11 protein-coding genes and 1 pseudogene are annotated in these 14,965 nt (G+C 63.5%); 10 read left to right on the top strand and 2 right to left on the bottom strand.

All coding sequences use genetic code 11. The annotated features are described in order from the left end of the window. Positions 1-14: 14 nt before the first annotated feature. From NKH71_RS25635 to NKH71_RS25600, 8 genes and pseudogenes are all read left to right on the top strand, one after another. Complete coding sequence (locus NKH71_RS25635) at positions 15-1,190, top strand: acyl-CoA dehydrogenase family protein (RefSeq protein ID WP_352482620.1); 1,176 nt, start codon at positions 15-17, stop codon at positions 1,188-1,190. Positions 1,191-1,203: 13 nt separating this feature from the next. Continuing rightward, positions 1,204-2,558: pseudogene (locus tag NKH71_RS25630) on the top strand (LLM class flavin-dependent oxidoreductase). Positions 2,559-2,565: 7 nt separating this feature from the next. Then, complete coding sequence (locus NKH71_RS25625; RefSeq protein ID WP_023717671.1) at positions 2,566-2,907, top strand: DUF3088 domain-containing protein; 342 nt, start codon at positions 2,566-2,568, stop codon at positions 2,905-2,907. Between the two features lie 4 nt (positions 2,908-2,911). Continuing rightward, positions 2,912-4,093 carry an acyl-CoA dehydrogenase family protein gene (locus NKH71_RS25620; RefSeq protein WP_352790214.1) on the top strand — a complete coding sequence of 394 codons (1,182 nt, stop codon included), beginning with the start codon at positions 2,912-2,914 and terminating at the stop codon, positions 4,091-4,093. Further along, positions 4,090-5,445 carry an LLM class flavin-dependent oxidoreductase gene (locus tag NKH71_RS25615; RefSeq protein ID WP_352790216.1) on the top strand — a complete coding sequence of 452 codons (1,356 nt, stop codon included), beginning with the start codon at positions 4,090-4,092 and terminating at the stop codon, positions 5,443-5,445. The genes NKH71_RS25620 and NKH71_RS25615 overlap by 4 nt, the downstream gene beginning before the upstream one ends. A gap of 74 nt (positions 5,446-5,519) precedes the next feature. Beyond that, on the top strand, positions 5,520-6,632 hold the full coding sequence (locus NKH71_RS25610) for an LLM class flavin-dependent oxidoreductase (RefSeq protein ID WP_023717668.1): 1,113 nt from the start codon (positions 5,520-5,522) through the stop codon (positions 6,630-6,632). A 23-nt stretch (positions 6,633-6,655) separates the two neighbouring features. Continuing rightward, positions 6,656-7,699, top strand: a complete 1,044-nt coding sequence (locus NKH71_RS25605; RefSeq protein WP_023717667.1) for an aldo/keto reductase — start codon at positions 6,656-6,658, stop codon at positions 7,697-7,699. 80 nt (positions 7,700-7,779) lie between these two features. Next, positions 7,780-8,640 (top strand): NADPH-dependent oxidoreductase, encoded by an 861-nt coding sequence (locus NKH71_RS25600; RefSeq protein WP_352895405.1) that lies wholly within the window; start codon positions 7,780-7,782, stop codon positions 8,638-8,640. A 33-nt stretch (positions 8,641-8,673) separates the two neighbouring features. Here NKH71_RS25600 and gcvA read toward each other — a convergent pair whose 3' ends face one another. Then, entirely contained in the window at positions 8,674-9,684 is a 1,011-nt protein-coding gene (gene gcvA / locus NKH71_RS25595; RefSeq protein WP_352482616.1) for a transcriptional regulator GcvA, read from the bottom strand. A 348-nt stretch (positions 9,685-10,032) separates the two neighbouring features. Between gcvA and NKH71_RS25590 the strand changes: the two genes are divergently transcribed. Both NKH71_RS25590 and NKH71_RS25585 read left to right on the top strand, forming a co-directional pair. After that, the gene (locus NKH71_RS25590) at positions 10,033-11,628 is read left to right on the top strand and encodes an ABC transporter substrate-binding protein (protein WP_023717665.1); all 1,596 of its coding nucleotides are present in this window, start codon (positions 10,033-10,035) and stop codon (positions 11,626-11,628) included. Between the two features lie 95 nt (positions 11,629-11,723). Further along, a complete protein-coding gene (locus NKH71_RS25585; protein ID WP_352790222.1) occupies positions 11,724-13,319 on the top strand; it encodes an ABC transporter substrate-binding protein in 1,596 nt (531 codons plus the stop codon). Positions 13,320-13,398: 79 nt separating this feature from the next. Here the strand turns inward: NKH71_RS25585 and NKH71_RS25580 are convergent, their stop codons facing one another. Next, complete coding sequence (locus NKH71_RS25580; protein ID WP_352790225.1) at positions 13,399-14,835, bottom strand: FAD/NAD(P)-binding protein; 1,437 nt, start codon at positions 14,833-14,835, stop codon at positions 13,399-13,401. Positions 14,836-14,965: the final 130 nt, after the last annotated feature.

Below are 14,965 nucleotides of genomic sequence, written 5' to 3'. Positions count from 1 at the left end.
ATGGACAAGTGCCGATGACCTTCAGCCCTGACCTTTCCGACCCGTTCGTCGCCACGGCGGTTGAGTTGCGCGAGATCTTCGATCGGGATGCGGTGGCGCGTGACAAGGCCGGCGGACGGCCGGTCGAACAGATCCGGCTGCTGAAGGAGAGCGGCTTGCCGTCGGCGCAGATTCCCAAGCGCTATGGCGGCAAGGGCGCATCCTGGCTGTCGGTGCTTCGCGTGGTGCGCGAATTCGCCCGCACCGATGGTTCGCTCGCCCATCTCTACGGCTACCATCATCTGCCGCTTAACGGCGTGTTGTTTCGCGGCACGCAGGCGCAAAAGGATCAGCTGCTAACGCGCTCAGCCCGGGAAAACTGGGTCTGGGGCAATTCCGGCAACGCCATGTCAAAGACCTCGACGGCCAAGCGCAACGGCAAGGGCTGGATCCTCAGCGGCTTTCGGCCTTTTTCTTCCGGTTCGCATATCGCCGACTATATCCAGGTCGCCTGGGAGGACGGTCAGGACCGGCTGGCAGCGGCGATCCCGGCCGATCGCGAAGGCATCGTCATCGAGGACGACTGGGATGGTGTCGGCCAGCGCCAGACGGGTTCCGGCAAGGTGACCTTCAAGGATGTGCATGTCTGCGACGACGAACTGATCGGCTCACCCGCGGCGCCGCTAACGCCGTTCCAGACGCTGACGTCACTTTTCCAGCAGGCGGTCCTGCTCAACCTGTTCGTCGGCAGTGCGCAGGGAGCACTGAGCGAAGGGCGCGACTATACGGTCTCGCAATCGCGCCCCTGGATCTATTCCGGCTACGAGAAGCACACGGACGACCCGTTCGTGCAGCGCAAATATGGCGATCTCTATATCCGAACGCTCGCCGCGGCCGAACTCGCCGATGTGGCGGCGAAAAGCGTCGATGCCGCCTATAGCCAAGGCGAGGCCTTGACCCTGGAGCAGCGCGGGCAGACGGCGATCGATCTCGCCACCGCCAATGTCTATGCCGGGCAAATCGGCCTCGATGCCTCGAGCGAGGTTTTCGAGGTGATGGGCGCCCGCTCGGCCACCAAGGCCAACGGCTTCGACAGGTTCTGGCGCAACGTGCGAACGCACACGCTGCACAATCCGGCCGAGTACAAGAAGCGCACCATTGGCACCTGGTTGCTGACCGGGGAATTCCCGGTCGGCGGATTGTATCGCTGAGGAGGCGGGAGACATGGCCAGGCGCAAGGACAAGCTCAAGCTTGGAGCGTTTCTGCTCTTCACCGGCCACCATGTCGCCGCTTGGCGTCATCCGGCGGCGGGCGAGGGAACCAGCCTCAGCGACTACATTGAACTTGCCAGGTTGGCGGAAGCGGCCAAGTTCGACACGATCTTCTTCGCCGACGGCGTCGCGGCGCGGCTGAAGGATCTGGAGGTCGCCAGCCGCAAGGCGCATAGCGGCGTCTATCCGTTCGAGCCGATCACGCTGCTGTCGGCGCTTTCGGCGGCGACCAGGAACATCGGCCTGATCGCCACGGCTTCGACCAGCTATTCCGATCCCTACAATCTGGCCCGCCAGTTCGCTTCGCTCGATCATTTGAGCGGCGGCCGTGCCGGCTGGAACCTGGTCACCTCTTCCGATCCGGAAGCGGCGTTCAATTTCGGCCACGAGGCGCATATCCAGCACGGCGACCGCTACGACCGGGCTGAAGAATTCGTCGATGTGGTGCTCGGCCTCTGGGACAGCTGGGAAGACGATGCCTTCTCGCGCGACAAAGCGAGTGGGCGCTATTTCGACAAGGACAAGCTGCACGTGCTGAACCACAAGGGCCAGCACTTCAAGGTGCGCGGTCCGCTGAACACGCCGCGAACGCCGCAAGGTCATCCGGTTGTGGTCCAGGCCGGGGCGTCCGGTCCGGGCAAGGAGCTGGCGGCTCGTACCGCGGAAGCGATTTTCGCCGCGCAGATCACGCTCGACGAAGCCACCGCATTCTATGCCGACGTCAAGGGCAGGCTCGGCAACTATGGCCGCTCGGAAGATGACCTGAAGGTGCTGCCTGGCATCTTCCCGGTCGTCGGCCGGACCGAAGCCGAGGCGCAGGAGAAGTTCGAACAGCTGCAGGACCTGATCCAGCCGGAAGTCGGCCTCGGCCTGGTGTCGGCGCTGGCTGGCGGCTTCGATCTCAGCAATACCCGCTCGACGGGCCCGTGCCGGATTTGCCCGAGACCAACGCCGGCAAGAGCCGGCAGGCTCTGGTGATCGACCTGGCACGGCGCGAGAATCTGACCATTCGGCAGCTCTATCTGCGCATCGCCGGCGCCCGTGGCCACTGGCAGGTGGTCGGCACGCCGCAACAGATCGCCGACACCATGGAAGAGCGGTTCGAGAATTACGGCGCCGACGGCTTCAACATCATGGCGCCGATCATGCCTGGCGGCTTGAAGGATTTCATCGAACTGGTGGTGCCGGAACTGCGCCGCCGCGGCCTGTTCCGTCAGGAGTATGAGGGCAGGACCTTGCGCGACAATCTCGGCCTGAAGCGGCCGGCAAATCGGTTTTCGCGGTCCGCCGCGGCAGCCGCGGAATAGGCAGACCATGGCGCGCGACAAGCTCTTTCTCATTCAGCCGGGTTTCTCCGACCCGAAACATCCAGGCCGGACATTCGTCTGTCCCTATTGCAACCAGGTCGAAGGGATGCTCGCCGCCTTTCCCGATCTCGCCGCCAGACTGGACGTCGAGCGCGTGCCGTTCGCGAGGCCGAGGGACAAGGTGATCGACGCGCTCGGCGAGCGGCATCAGTCCCTGCCGGTGCTCGTCATCGGCGGCGATCCGCCCACCGACCTGCCGACGGCCAAGGGCCAGGCCTTCGCCGACGACACCAAATGCATTCTTGCGCTTCTGGCCGAGCGCCACGGCTTCCCGCATCTGCATGAGTGACAGCATGACCTTCGATCCCGATACCTCCAATCCATGGATCGCCAAGGCGGTCGAGCTGCGCGACATCTTTGCCCGCGACGCGGTCGAGCGCGACCAGCTTGGTGGCAGGCCGAGCGAACAGATACGCCTGCTCAAGGAAAGCGGCCTGCTCACAATCGTCATCCCCAAGGAATTCGGCGGCGCCGGCGAACCCTATTCGACGGCGCTGAAGATCGGCCGCGAGTTCGCCAAGGTCGACGGCTCGATCGGCCACATCTACGGCTACCATTTCAGCGCATTGATCGCCGCCAGGCTCAATTCGGACGAGCCGCGTTCGGCCGATCTGCTGCGGCGTTCGGCTGCCGGCGACTGGTTCTGGGGCAACACCGGCAACAGCTTTTCCAAAACGCTGTTCGGTCGCAAGGATGGCGAGTGGACGATCGTCAATGGTTTCAAACCCTTCGCCTCCGGCTCGCATGTGGCCGATTATCTTTCGACCTCGTGGGAAGACGAGATCAGCGGCGAGAGGAAATTCGCGGCAATCCCCGCGGATCGCGACGGCATCAGCATTCTCGACGACTGGGACGGCATCGGCCAGACGCAGACCGGCAGCGGCAAGGTCGCCTACAAGGATGTCAGGATCCACGACAGCGAACTGGTGCGCGGCTGGGTCGACGCCTCGCTGCCGATCCGCACCATCGGCCCGCTGCAGCAGCAAAGCGTGTTGCTCAATGTCTTCATCGGCACGGCCCAGGGCGCGCTGCTGGCGGCGCGGGACTACACGCTCAACAGTTCGCGGCCGTGGATGTATTCCGGCGTCGAGCGCCATATCGACGATCCGTGGATCAAGCGGCAATATGGCGAGCTCTGGGTCAAGACGCGAGCGGCAACGGTGCTGGCCGATCGCGCGGCGGCGGCGATCGATCATGCGATCGCCCGCGGCAAGGCGCTGACCGAGCAAGAACGCGGCGAGGCGGCGGTTGCCGTCGCCGCGGCCAATGTGCTGGCAGGCGATGTCGCGCTCGAAGTCACGACCGAGATATTCGAGGTGATGGGTGCCCGCTCCGCAGTGCGCAAATACGGCTTCGACCGCTTCTGGCGCAACGCACGCATTCACACCTTGCACAACCCTGCCGAATACAAGACCCGCACCGTCGGCACCTGGTATCTGACCGGCGCTTATCCCGAGCCCGGCGTCTTTCGATGAGCGGCCGGCAGCTCCATCTCAACGTCAACATCCTGCATGCCGGCTTCTCGCCGGCGGCCTGGCGGATGGACGGCGTCGCCCCCTATGCCGCCTTCACCGTCGACCACTATGTGCAGGTGGCGAAGATCGCAGAGCGCGCCAAGCTCGACGCCGTATTCCTTGCCGACCAGGCGGCGATATCGGACCGCATCGACTATCGTCCGATCACGTCGCTGGAGCCGACCATCGTGCTGGCGACGGTAGCCGCCGCAACCGAGCGCATCGGGCTGATCGCCACCGCTTCAACCAGCTTCAACGAGCCGTATAACATCGCCAGACGCTTCGCGACCCTCGACCATGTCAGCGGCGGGCGCATCGGCTGGAACATCGTCACCACGGCCGATCCCGCCTCGGCCCGCAATTTCGGCCTCAGCGGTGCCATCGATCATGGCCGGCGCTACGAGCGGGCGGCGGAATTCGCTGACATCGTCAAGGCATTGTGGGACAGTTGGGAGGACGATGCCTTCATCGGCGACGTCGCCAGCGGGCGCTTCGTCGATGCCGCCAAGGTTCACGCCATCGACCACAAGGGCGCGCATTTTTCGGTGCATGGGCCGCACAATGTGCCGCGTTCGCCGCAAGGACATCCGGTGGTCGTCCAGGCCGGCGGTTCCGATGACGGCAAGGACCTCGCCGCACGCCACGCCGAAGCCGTCTTCTCGGCCTCTCAATCCCTCGAAGAAGCGCTTTCCTATGCACAAGAGCTGAAGACACGCGCCCAGATTTACGGCCGCACCGGCGGCGTGCCGCTCAACCTTGCCGGCCTGGCCACCATCATCGGCAGCACCGAGGGGGAAGCGGAGCGGCGGCAAGAAGAGCTGTGGGATCGCATCCCGCTCGACTACAGCCTTGGGCGGCTGTCCGGCGTGCTCGGCATCGATCGCGAGCGGCTGAAGCTCGACGAGAAGCTGCCAGAAGGGATTCAACTGCCCCCCAATGGCGGCCACACCTTCTTCAAGGCCACACTCGCGCTCGCGCGCAGCAACGATTTCACGGTTCGCCAGCTGATCCGGGCGCTGAACGGCAGCACCGGCCACCGCACCATCGTCGGCACGCCGGAGCAGATCGCCGACGATATCGAAAGATGGTTTGTCGCCGGCGCCGTCGACGGCTTCAACCTGATGCCGGACGTGCTGCCGACCGGACTGGAGGTCTTTGTCGATACGGTGGTGCCGATCCTGCGCCGGCGAGGCCTGTTCCGCACGGACTATGAAGGGCGCACGCTGCGAGACCATCTCGGCCTTGTCCGGCCCGAAAGTCGTTTTGCGCCGCAGCCGCACAAGGCGCCAGGGTTGCTCGGGGCCACCCATTGAACGATCATCAAACGACAACGGAGCTGAAAGTCCTGTCATCGACCTCCATGCCCGACAAAAATACAGGCCTGACAATGAGCGCTGATCCCGAATTTCTCTGGTACATACCGAACCAGGTCGATCCCGGTCACCGTGGCGAGCCGGCCGCCGTGGACCACAACAGCCTGGACACACTGACCAGCCACGCGAAGGCGCTTGAGGACCACGGCTGGAAGGGCGCGCTGATCGGTACCGGCTGGGGTCGGCCCGACACGTTTACCGTCGCGGCCGCACTCGCCGCCCGAACCACCTCCTTCGAGCCGCTCATCGCGATCCGCCCGGGTTACTGGCGGCCGGCGCACTTCGCATCAGCCGTAGCCACGCTCGATCAGCTGACTGCCGGTCGCGTGCGTATCAACATAGTGTCGGGCAAGGACAACCTCGCTGCGTATGGCGACAGCGAAGGCGACCAGATACATCGCTATGCCCGCACCAGAGAGTTCATGCGGCTGGTTCGCAAACTTTGGTCCGGAGAGAACGTGACCTTTGCCGGCGAGCACTTCCAGGTCACAGGGTCTACCGTCATGCCCCGCATCCCTGTCCGTTGCGATCGTCGCCATCCCAAGCTCTACTTCGGCGGTGCGTCGGAGGCGGCCGAGCGGGTGTCGGCCAGGGAGGCGGATGTGCAGCTCTTCTGGGGAGAGCCGCTCGACGGCGTCCGGGAGCGGATCGAGCGGCTCAAAGCCTTGAGCAGGGAACTCGACCGAGACCTCCCGCCTCTGGAATTCGGGTTGCGGGTTACCACGCTGGTCCGCGACACCACTGAGCAGGCCTGGGCGGACGCCGAGGCGAAGGTTGACGAGATGGCCAAGGGCAAGGGCGCCGGCTGGAACGATCACGGTCGGGCGGTAGCGGTGGGCCAGCGGCGTCTGCTCGATCTGCACGCGCGCGGCGAGGTCCTGGACGACAACCTCTACACTGCGCCGGGCAAATACGGCGGCGGCGGCGCCGGCACCACCTGGCTGGTCGGCTCGGCCGCCGACGTCGCCCGCGCGCTCGGCAGGTACCGGGATCTGGGCATCACGCACTTCGTGCTCTCGGACACACCGTATCTTTCCGAGATCAAGCGGCAGGGCGATCAGTTGCTTCCGCTTTTGCGCAATGGGGCCCAAGCCGCGCTTCTTGAACCGGCAAGTGCCGGCGAGTGAAGCGTGTGCAGGGAACGGTTTGGATGAAGAGAACGATTTTGGGTCCGGAAGGCCCGCATGTGAGTTCGATCTGCCTGGGATCAATGACCTGGGGTCGTCAGAACACCGAGGCCGAGGCGCACGCACAGCTTGATCGTGCGGTCGAGCGTGGCGTGAATTTCATCGACACAGCAGAGGTCTATCCTGTCAATCCGGTTCGAGAAGACTCCGTCGGTCGAACCGAAAGCTACATTGGAAGCTGGCTCGCGCCGAAAAGCCGCCGTGACGATTTGGTAATTGCCACCAAAGTGTCGGGTCTCGGCCAGGACGTCGTGCGCGGCGGCGCGAAGATCAACGCCGAGACGCTGCGGACCGCGGTTGAAAATTCACTGCGCCGGTTGAGGACGGACTACATCGATCTGTACCAACTCCACGTACCCAACCGAAGTCACTACCATTTTCGCCGGGTCTGGAGCTTCGATCCGTCCGGACAGGTGAAGGCTGAGACTGTGGCCGGCATGGCCGAATGCCTGGAAACGCTCGCCGCGCTTCGCAATGAAGGCAAGATCAGGCATTTCGGGCTGTCGAACGAAACGACATGGGGCATCGCGCAGTGGCTGCGCTTGGCCGATGACGATGTCGGTCCTCGCCCGCTGACGATCCAGAACGAATATTCGCTGCTCTGCCGCTACTACGATACGGACCTCGCGGAGCTTGCCGTGAACGAGGGGGTAACGCTGCTTGCCTATTCGCCTGCGGGAGCGGGTCTGCTCAGCGGCAAATACCGGCCCGACTACTCGCCCGAAGGATCGCGTCGCGCGCTCAATGGCGATCTCGGCGGCCGTTGCACGCCGAGGGTGTGGCCGGCGGTCGACGCCTATATTTCGATCGCCCGGGAGGCCGGCATCCACCCTGTGACGATGGCAGTCGCTTTCGTCCGGTCTCGCCCATTTCCCGTTGTCCCCATCGTCGGGGCGACCAGCGTGGAACAACTGGACCATGCGCTCGATGCAGCCTCGGTCGCACTGTCGCCGGACATACTGGCACGGATCGGCGAGGCGTACAGGGCGCATCCAATGCCATTCTGATGTGACCGGTGCCGCTTCAATCAATCGGCATGCCACGTGCCGGGTAGCCGAATAAGCCAGATTGGCAAATAGGGAAGACGATGTCACAGCCGGCCGCCTTCAGCATCCGCCCTTCCGACGCTGACCTACGCGGTGAAGCGGCGCTACGGCGGCGTTATCGAGCGCCGCAAAGCGCGCATACCGGAAACTGGAACGAAGCCCTCGAGGCGATCCTTTCGCATCGCTCGGTCCGCAACTATCTGGCCAGGCCGCTGCCTGAAGGCACGCTGGAACTGATCGTCGCTGCCGCCCAGTCCGCGCCAACTTCTTCCAATCTCCAGGCGTGGAGTGTCGTCGCCGTCGAGGATCCGGCGCGCAAGGCGCGGCTTGCCGGACTGGCGGCGATCAATCGCCATATCGAGCAGGCGCCGCTGCTGCTGATCTGGCTGGCCGATCTGTCGCGGCTGCGTACCATTGCCAAGGCAAATGGCCGGGCGGGCGAGGGGCTCGACTATCAGGAGAGTTTTCTGCTGGCCGTGATAGACGCCGCACTTGCAGCACAAAATGCCGTGGTGGCGATCGATGCGCTCGGGCTCGGCTCCTGCTACATCGGCGCCATGCGCAATCATCCGCAGGAGGTGGCGCGCGAACTCGGCCTGCCGCCGGAAACCGTCGCGATGTTCGGCTTGACCGTCGGCTGTCCCGATCTCCTGGCCGCGACTGACATCAAGCCCAGACTGCCACAGACAGTGGTTCTGCACCGTGAGCGCTACCAGTCAGCTCCGCATCCGGACGATCTCGCAGCCTACAACCAGACGCTTCGCACCTTCCAGCAGGAGCAGTCGATGCCTGAGGTCGACTGGACCGAGCTGATGTCGAACCGCATCGGCAGCACGGCGGCGCTGAAAGGCCGTGATCGCCTGGGCGAAGTGCTCAAAGCGCTGGGCTTCAAGCTAAAATAGGCGCGCGCGCCTGCTCGCGAGACCGAGGTGAGACTATTCCGCAGCGACGATGGCGATGCGGGCCGGCAGCGGCACTGGCGGCGTGAAGTCGAGAGCCCCAAGCCGCCGCGCCTCGGCCTTCAGCCAACCATGGAAGCGCTCGACCGTCGCCAGCTTCGCCTTGTGCGGCGTGGTCGCGAAATAATAGGAAAACTCGACCGGCTGCGGCGAGCCGAACGGACTGACCAGCCGCCCTGCGGCAAGGTCAGGCTCGGCCAGTCGGAATTTGCCGAGACCGATGCCCTTGCCGGCCACAGCGGCATCGAGCACCAGCGACGACTGGCTAAGCCGTATGCCACCTTCGACAAGCCGGCCAGACAGGCCATTGGATCGCAGCCAGCCCTTCCAGTCCGGGCAGCTAGGATCGCGTTCTGGTCCTTCCTCATGCAGGATCGGCGCGTTACGCAGCCCCTCCGGCCCGCGGTAGAGGCCGTGCGTACGGGCAAATTCCGGGCTGCAGACAGGCAGCACCGCTTCCGAAAACAGCCGTTCGGTGACGAGGCCGCTATAGGCGCCCGAGCCGTAGCGGATGACACAGTCGACGTCTTCGCTGGCAAAATCGGCAAGCCTGGTCGATGCATCGACCAGCACTTCGAGGCCGGGCACCGCATCGCGCAGCGCGTCGAGGCGCGGGATCAGCCATTTGCTGGCAAAAGAGGGCGCGACCGACACCTTGATCGGTGCATCTTCCTCGTCGCCGGAAATGCGTGCGACCGATTCGACAACGACGTCGAAAGCCTCGGTGAGACCAGGCATCAGCGCCTGGCCGGCCGAAGTCAGCAGAAGCTCGCCGCGGTTGCGCTGGAACAGTGGTTGCCCGAGGTGATCCTCGAGCAGGCGGATCTGCTGGCCGATAGCGGCGGGCGTGACGTGGAGCTCTTCCGCCGCCCGCGTAAAGCTCAAATGGCGGGCGGTTGCGACAAAAGCGCGAAGCGAGGTCAGCGGCGGAAGTCTCGCCAGCGTCGGTCGCAGCTTCCTTGTTTTCGCACGAATGAAATCAACCATGAGGCGCATTCAACACGTTCAGGCCCGGCGCGACGAGGGCGGGCTTTGCGCCAAAGCACGCAGGGGAAAATTTCGTTTGCCGCAGCGTCGCGCCAGCAGGAACGGAAATCTAAGAAATCGCAATGTCTACTATTCTTGTAGAATAAGGTCGGGATGCTGATTTGGGCGGCGACGAGCCTCGCCGGATCCAAAGCCGGGTCCTGGAATGAAACCGTCGTGCGAAGCGGCGCTTTCGGCAGACGATAGAAAATCATTCTTCCGGTTTTGCGGCGCCACGGGGATCATTGCGTCGAGGCGCCGAAATGCGTTCGGCCGCCGGATGCAATCCGTTTTCCGGAGCCCAAGACCATGTCTGTCAATCGTCGTCATTTCAACCAGCTGTTGCTGCTTGGCGGTGCGAGCTTCGCATTGCCCGGTCTTTCCTTTGCCGCCGAAGGCACGCCGGTCCAGGGCGGCACGCTCAACTGGGCCTACTATCCCGACCCCACGTCGCTGATTGCCATCAACACCTCTTCAGGCACCGGCCAGGCCATCGGTCCCAAGGTCAATGAAGGCCTGCTTGATTTCGCCTATGACCTCAGCCCGAAACCGCTGCTGGCGACCGAGTGGTCGATCAGCGATGACGGCCTGCGCTACACCTTCAAGCTGCGCCAGGGCGTCAGATGGCATGACGGCAAGGACTTCACCTCACAAGATGTTGCCTTCACCATCTTGCGGCTGAAGGAGGCGCATCCGCGCGGCCGCATCACCTACCAGAATGTCACGGCGGTTGAGACGCCCGATCCGCACACCGCCATCATCGTGCTGTCGAAACCGGCGCCCTATCTGATCACGGCGCTGAGCAGTTCGGAATCGCCGATCGTGCCGAAGCATGTCTACGAAACGTTCAAGCCGGCGGAACAGCCCAAGCTGGAGCAGACGATCGGCACCGGTCCCTTCGTGCTCAAGGAATGGGTGCCCGGCAGCCATCTGATCTTCGATCGCAACCCAGACTATTGGGACGCGCCGAGGCCCTATCTCGACCGTGTCGTCCTGCATGTCATCCTCGATCCGGCTGCGCGCTCGGCGGCTCTTGAAACCGGTGAGATCGACATCGGCGCCAATCCCGTGCCGCTGGCCGATATCGAGCGGCTGAAGGCAAACCCCGCTCTGGTCGTCGACACCAACACCTACGCCTATTCTGGCCCGCAGCAGCAATTGTTCTTCAACTATGAAAATGAAATCCTGACCAAGCGCGAGGTGCGCCTGGCCATTGCCCATGCGATCGACCTGCAGAAGCTGGTCGACATCGCGCTCTACGGCTACGCCCAGGTATCGCCAAGCCCAATCAGCACCGCACTGCCCAAATGGTACGACCCGAGCATCAAGGCGCGTGAGCCCGACCCCAAACTAGCGGAGAAACTGCTCGACGATGCCGGCTATAAGCGCGGCGCAGACGGCAAGCGCTTCAAGCTCCGGCTCGCCTACAACGCGTTCCTGCCGGCGTCCTATGCCGACTTCATCAAGCAGTCGCTGGCAGCGGTCGGTATCGATGCCGAGATACTGAAGCTCGATCTGTCGACGTTCCTGAAGACGGTTTACACCGACCGCGCCTGGGATTTGGTCATCGAATCGCTGTCGAACACCTTCGATCCGACGCTCGGCGTGCAGCGCGCCTACTGGTCGAAGAACTTCAAGATCGGCCTCGTTTTCTCCAACGCCAGCCACTATGCAAACCCCGAGGTCGACCAGATCCTTGAAGCCGCCGCGATCGAGCCTGACGAGACCAAGCGGCGCGAGCTCTGGTACAAATTCCAGCACATCATCCATGACGACGTGGTGTCGGTCGATCTCGTCGCCGCCGGCGCCCAGATCGTCGCCAACAAGAAGGTCCGGGATTTCGCGCCCGGCGCCCAGGGCATCAACAACAGCTTCGCGCAGATCTGGCTCGCGCCAAACGCATAAGCATTTGGATCTCCTTTTTCTGGGATTGGCGCGTGAAGCCGCCGATCCGACTTTTCTCCATGAAAGACAAATCGCGCAAACGCGGAGTACCGACCATGACCATCAACCGACGCCTATTCAATCAGTTCCTGCTGCTGGCCGGCGCGAGTACCGCGCTTCCCGCCGGGGCCTTCGCGCAAGACGCAAAGCCGGTGGCCGGCGGCACGCTCAACTTCGTCTACTATCCCGAGCCCAACCAGATCGTTTCCATCAACACCAGCGCCGGCGGGCCGGCCACCATCGGCCCGAAGATTTTCGACGGCCTACTCGCTTACGACTACGACCTCAATCCAAGGCCGCAACTGGCCACCGAATGGTCGATCAGCGACGACGGGCTCGAATATGTCTTCAAGCTGCGCGAGGGGGTGAAATTCAGCGATGGCCACGACCTGACATCGCAGGACGTGGCCTTTTCGATCTCGCGGCTGCGCGAAGCCCATCCGCGCGGGCGCATCACCTTCCAGAATGTCACCGACATCGACACGTCGGACCCGCATGTCGTGAAGATCAAATTGTCGAAACCGTCCGCCGCGCTGATCTCTGGCCTGGCCGCGACGGAATCGCCTGTCGTGCCCAAGCACATCTACGAGAAGCTGAAGCCGGCCGACGATCCGTCTTTCGAGCAGATCATCGGCAGCGGACCGTTCGTGCTGAAGGAATGGGTGAAGGGCAGCCACATCATCGTCGAAAAGAATCCGACCTATTGGGATGCGCCCAAACCCTATCTCGACCGGATCATCTTCCGCTTCATCACCGATCCCGGCGCGCGTGCCGCAGCGCTGGAGACGGGCGAGGTCGACATCGGGCCGAACCCGGTGGCGTTCGCCGATCTGGAGCGTTTCAAGGCGCTGCCGCAATTCGTCGTCGACAGCACGGTCTTCGCCTATAGCGGCCCGCTGCACCAGCTGATCATCAACCTCGAAAACCCGATCCTGAAGGAGAAGAAAGTCCGTCAGGCAATCGCGCACGCGATCGACCTCGACGCGGTGAATGCCATCGTGTTCTACGGCTATGGGCAGGTGTCGCCGACGCCGATCAGTGTCGTCAACAAGAAGTATTTCGATCCCGATGTGAAGGCCGCGACCGTCGATACGGCGCTGTCGGAAAAACTGCTCGACGAGGCGGGCTTCAAGCGGGGAGCGGACGGCATCCGCTTCAAGCTCAGGCTCACCAACAACCCGTATAACCCGTGGGGCTATGCCGACTTCCTCAAACAGGCGTTGGCGAAGATCGGCATCGACGCCGAGATCCAGAAATTCGACTTCGGCACCTATGTCAAAACCATCTACACCGACCGGACCTGGGACCTGTCGACGGAATCCTGCGGCAACATCTTTGACCCGAGCGCCGGCGCACAGCGGCTCTACTGGTCGAAGAACATCAAGATCGGGCTGCCGTTCTCGAACGGCGCGCACTACGAGAACCCTGAGGTCGACCGACTGCTGGAAGCCGCTTCCGTCGAGCTCGACGAAGCCAAACGCAAGCAGCTGTTCTTCAGGTTCCAGGAGATCATCGCCGACGAGTTGCCGATCATCAATTTGATCGCATCGCCGACCATCATCATCGCCCGCAAAACCGTCAAGAACTACGCGCCGGGTGCGGAAGGCCTGTCGGCCAGTTTCGCCGACGCCTATATCGATCCGAACGCCTGAACCAGCGGATGACCGAAAAGAAAAGGGCCGCATGTCGATGCGGCCCTTTTTCGTTTCTGTCATTTGTGGGGCTGCAATCTCAGGCCAGAGCACGCAGCCTTGGGCTGGCGCCGACCAGAAGGCCAGCCAGGGCGATGGCCTGCGCCAGCTGTTCACTGATGGAACTCGATTCCCAGGCAACGCCGCGCAGCGGATGGCCGACGGCAAACAGATTGCCGTGGGTCTTGCCGTTACCGGCAATCACTTGGCCGCCATGCGTCGCGTCGATGCCGAAGCCGGTCGCATGCGGCCTGACGATGCCGTTATCGAGCAGGCTTTGGACGAATGGATCGGCGACCCGCCGCCAGTCATGCTCCTGATGGCCGCGGCAGTTGACGACACCATCGAAACGCAGCCGTTCGACCGCGCCGCTATCGCGCCAGCGGATCTCAGCGGCAATGCCGTCGGCCTGCGGATGGAGTGCCAGCACCCGTCCAGCTCCACCCACCCATCGGCCTTGGCTTCGCGCCAGCGCAACGCGCTCAAAGCTCGGCGGCGCCGCCCGGTGCGCGGTGACGTCCCAGAAGGCGCGCAGATGGCGTGTGAACTTTAGACGCTCCCTGTCGGTAGCGCCTTGCCACAGAGCCAGGATCCATGGCCGGATCGTCAGCGGCAGTCCTTGCCAGTCCAGGCCGGTGGCTTCGATTGCCCGGCGTTCGGCCTTGACCAGTACGAGAAGCGCCCTGGTGGTTTTCGGCAACGGACGCTCGGCGAGAAAGTCGCGCCATGCCTCGGTGTTGCGCCGTGGCTCGACAATCTGTCCCCGCCGCGACACGACACGGTAGCTGCCCTCGAAGCCGCGCGCTTCCATGCTGGCGACGACGTCGACCATGCTCAGGCTGGACCCGATCAGCAGCAGTTCCTTGCTGCCGGCTAGCCGGTCGAGTGCCGCCGGATCCCAGGGATTGGCGACATGGCGGGGATCGCTGACGATGGCTGCTTCCGTGGCGGATGGCTCGCTCTGGAACACTCCGGTTGCCAGCACCGCCTCGTCGGCCGGCAATTGCTGGCCATCGCTGGTGCCGACGCAGACACCCGATGGACCGGTCAGCATGTCGATGGCGGACGCCTTGACGTGGCGCAGCGAGGAACGCCCGTCCGCTTCTCTGACGGCTCTCGTCAGTTCGGACTGGACATAGCTGCCGAATAGCCAACGCGGCGGGCTGGAGTCCGGGACATCTTCGGGCGGCGTCCAGCCATGCTCAGGCCCATTCGCCACGAGCCAGCGAACGAGGTGATCGGAATCGTCCGGATGCAGCGAGAAGATGCGCGCCGCGCCGTTGACCAGATGTTGTGGATCGACGGTGCTGTAGGCAACGCCGCGACCGAGCTCCGCCCGGCGCTCGATGATGGTGATCGCCAGTGGTTCGGTCGAACGGTCAAGCAGCTTGATCGCGGTAACCGCGCCGGCAAAGCCGCCGCCTACAATGATGATTGAACGAGGGATCGAACGCGGGGAGGAAGAAGTATGAAGCATCAAGGACCCTTACGACGCCGGCGGTCCGTGGCTCTAGCCCATCACCCCGGCAGCGACCATCGTGCTGTCCCATAACCCGATGTCAAAAAACAATAATTGCCAGCTGGCGAAAGGCATTCTTTCGCTCAGC

The organism is Mesorhizobium sp. M0983 (genome assembly GCF_040318975.1).
Classification (GTDB): domain Bacteria; phylum Pseudomonadota; class Alphaproteobacteria; order Rhizobiales; family Rhizobiaceae; genus Mesorhizobium.
Note: the sequence above shows the minus strand (reverse complement) of the source record. Positions and strands in the feature narration are given on the sequence as shown.

What these genes read in the sequence shown, in the direction of transcription:
- NKH71_RS25590 (WP_023717665.1), top strand. Translation starts at nt 10,033, where the DNA reads ATGTCTGTCAATCGTCGTCATTTCAACCAGCTGTTGCTGCTTGGCGGT.
- NKH71_RS25585 (WP_352790222.1), top strand. Translation starts at nt 11,724, where the DNA reads ATGACCATCAACCGACGCCTATTCAATCAGTTCCTGCTGCTGGCCGGC.
- NKH71_RS25625 (WP_023717671.1), top strand. Translation starts at nt 2,566, where the DNA reads ATGGCGCGCGACAAGCTCTTTCTCATTCAGCCGGGTTTCTCCGACCCG.
- NKH71_RS25620 (WP_352790214.1), top strand. Translation starts at nt 2,912, where the DNA reads ATGACCTTCGATCCCGATACCTCCAATCCATGGATCGCCAAGGCGGTC.
- NKH71_RS25610 (WP_023717668.1), top strand. Translation starts at nt 5,520, where the DNA reads ATGAGCGCTGATCCCGAATTTCTCTGGTACATACCGAACCAGGTCGAT.
- NKH71_RS25600 (WP_352895405.1), top strand. Translation starts at nt 7,780, where the DNA reads ATGTCACAGCCGGCCGCCTTCAGCATCCGCCCTTCCGACGCTGACCTA.
- NKH71_RS25580 (WP_352790225.1), bottom strand. Translation starts at nt 14,835, where the DNA reads ATGCTTCATACTTCTTCCTCCCCGCGTTCGATCCCTCGTTCAATCATC.
- NKH71_RS25635 (WP_352482620.1), top strand. Translation starts at nt 15, where the DNA reads ATGACCTTCAGCCCTGACCTTTCCGACCCGTTCGTCGCCACGGCGGTT.
- NKH71_RS25615 (WP_352790216.1), top strand. Translation starts at nt 4,090, where the DNA reads ATGAGCGGCCGGCAGCTCCATCTCAACGTCAACATCCTGCATGCCGGC.
- NKH71_RS25605 (WP_023717667.1), top strand. Translation starts at nt 6,656, where the DNA reads ATGAAGAGAACGATTTTGGGTCCGGAAGGCCCGCATGTGAGTTCGATC.
- gcvA (WP_352482616.1), bottom strand. Translation starts at nt 9,684, where the DNA reads ATGGTTGATTTCATTCGTGCGAAAACAAGGAAGCTGCGACCGACGCTG.